At 61.4% G+C, this 2095-nt stretch carries 3 protein-coding genes; all 3 read right to left on the bottom strand.

Annotated elements, in window-relative coordinates; all coding sequences use genetic code 11:
• A partial coding sequence (locus tag AB2B41_RS23170) for a recombinase family protein (protein WP_367880195.1) occupies positions 1–1294 on the bottom strand: 1294 nt, incomplete at its 3' end.
• Positions 1294–1683 carry a DUF2924 domain-containing protein gene (locus tag AB2B41_RS23165; protein ID WP_367880194.1) on the bottom strand — a complete coding sequence of 130 codons (390 nt, stop codon included), beginning with the start codon at positions 1681–1683 and terminating at the stop codon, positions 1294–1296. The genes AB2B41_RS23170 and AB2B41_RS23165, both read right to left, overlap by 1 nt.
• A 20-nt stretch (positions 1684–1703) precedes the next feature.
• Positions 1704–1967 (bottom strand): DUF3489 domain-containing protein, encoded by a 264-nt coding sequence (locus tag AB2B41_RS23160; protein ID WP_367880193.1) that lies wholly within the window; start codon positions 1965–1967, stop codon positions 1704–1706.
• Positions 1968–2095: the final 128 nt, after the last annotated feature.

Genomic DNA, 2095 nt, shown 5'->3' with positions numbered 1-2095 from the left:
TTGTGAGGGTCAGCTCCTCGGGATTGATCTTGTCTGGATTGCACTCGACTACTTTCGCGAGCTCACCACAGTGCAGATGAATGGTCAGCTTGCCCGGGCTAAGGTCAGCGCGCTCGACCAATGTCAGACAGTCCTTCGTCTGCTGGATGGCATGCAGTTTGGCTGTGACCGCCTCAACCTGGGATGCGTTGAGATCCCGGATCAGGCGGATCGCAATCTCTTCCTGCTTCAGGTGCGCTGCGATGAGATCGGTGATCATTGCATCGACCTGTTCCGCAGGAAGACGCCAGGCATCGGGATGCTTACAGCTCCGATCCTTTACCAGCCTGTGAGAGATGTAGTAGCGCAGACGCTTGCCATTCTTCTTGCTGTGACTGGGTGTCAGACGGTCGCCCGTCTCATCGAAGAGCTTGCCCGCCAACAGGGATCGGGCGGCCACCCGCTTGGCGCCGCGAGTCCTTGTCGCTCCACCTTCGAGCATCTCCTGCACCCGCTCCCAGAGCATCGGCGCGATGATGGCGGGGTGCTGTCCCTCATACACCTGACCCTTGTGCCGGATGCGCCCTGCGTAGATCGGATTGCTCAGGATGTGATGGATGTGTCCCCGATCAAAGGCCGTGCCTCCAGAGATGCGCCCAGCCCCGCGCAGGCGTTGGCGTGATCTGAGACCCAACGCGTCCGCTTGCTCTTTAACCGAACGAATGGCGCCATGCTCCAGATAGAGTTCGTAGAGGCATCTGATTGTCGCCGCCTCTGTCTCGTCTATCTTCAGGGTCCGGCCATCAGCCTGGTAACCGAGGGGCACATTGCCCCCCATCCAGAGACCCTTACGCTTGGAGGCCGCGATCTTGTCCCGGATACGCTCGGCCGTGACCTCTCGCTCGAACTGCGCAAAGCTCAAGAGTACATTCAGGGTCAGCCGCCCCATGCTCGTCGCCGTGTTGAAGCTCTGGGTGACTGACACAAAGGATGCCTCGGCGGCATCCAGCCGATCCACCAGCTTGGCAAAGTCCGCCAGCGACCGGGTCAGACGGTCGATCTTGTAGACGACGATCTGATCTACGCGCTTCTCGTCTACCGCCTGCATGAGGCGCTGCAGCGAGGGACGTTCCAGATGACCGCCGGAGATCCCGCCGTCATCAAAGCGGTCCGGCAGCACCTCCCAGCCTTCGTGCTTCTGGCTTGCGATGTAGGCCTCGCAGGCCTCTCTCTGGGCATCAAGTGAGTTGAAGTCCTGCTCCAGCCCCTCTTCGGAGCTCTTCCGGGTATAGATGGCGCAGCGGATCCGGCGCATCATTGTACCCCGAAGAAGCGCGGACCTGACCAGTGGGCGCCGGTAATGTGCCTGGCAATGGCGGAGAGGGACCGCCAGGTCTTACCGTCCATGAGATATCCACCGTCTATCACCTCAACCTGGTATGTCCGCCCGTTCCATTCCCGCACCAGGAAGGAACCGGGCTTGGCGGCGGCGGGCACAGTCTTTCCGGAGGCAATCTGCTTCAGGCGACGCACCGTTTTGGCCGATACCCCGCCCAGTGCTTTGTTCTGCGCCTCCCAGATCAGCACCCGCTTCAGGAACGGCAGGGACAGATGCTTGGGTGGTGGGCGGCCGAAGGCTGCGCGCCAGCGGTCCAGGCAGGCTTCCCGATCACAGGCGTCGATCTCTGCGATGAGGATCGACACCTGATCTCTCCCTCCGGCGCTCACTGATCGCCCTGCCCTGCGACAATCCGGTAGACCGATCCCTTATCCGTCTCAGTGCGGGTCACCGCGCACCCCGCCTTGCGCTGCGCGGATATCGCGGCCCTTGCCGTATGCGGTTGCCAACCGAAGGTCTTTTGAAGCTGCGCGATGGTGACCCCGGATTTCCGGGTCAGCAATTTGTGCAGCTGCGCCTGGCGCGTTGGTTTGATCGCGACCGTCTTCGGTTTGGCTGTCTTCTGCGGTTCTAGCTCTGATGTTGTCATGGTGTGTCTCCACTCTGTGGGCAAAGGCCAATCCCTCGCCCTGTACTGAGTGGAGCCCGGGGGTCCCGGGCGTCATCGACACAGACAGTACCGCTCCACCGCGCTCAGAAGTCCAGTCAAACGTGCAG

This window comes from Sulfitobacter sediminis (genome assembly GCF_040811725.1).
In the GTDB taxonomy this organism is placed as follows: Bacteria; Pseudomonadota; Alphaproteobacteria; order Rhodobacterales; family Rhodobacteraceae; genus Sulfitobacter; species Sulfitobacter sediminis.
Note: the sequence above shows the minus strand (reverse complement) of the source record. Positions and strands in the feature narration are given on the sequence as shown.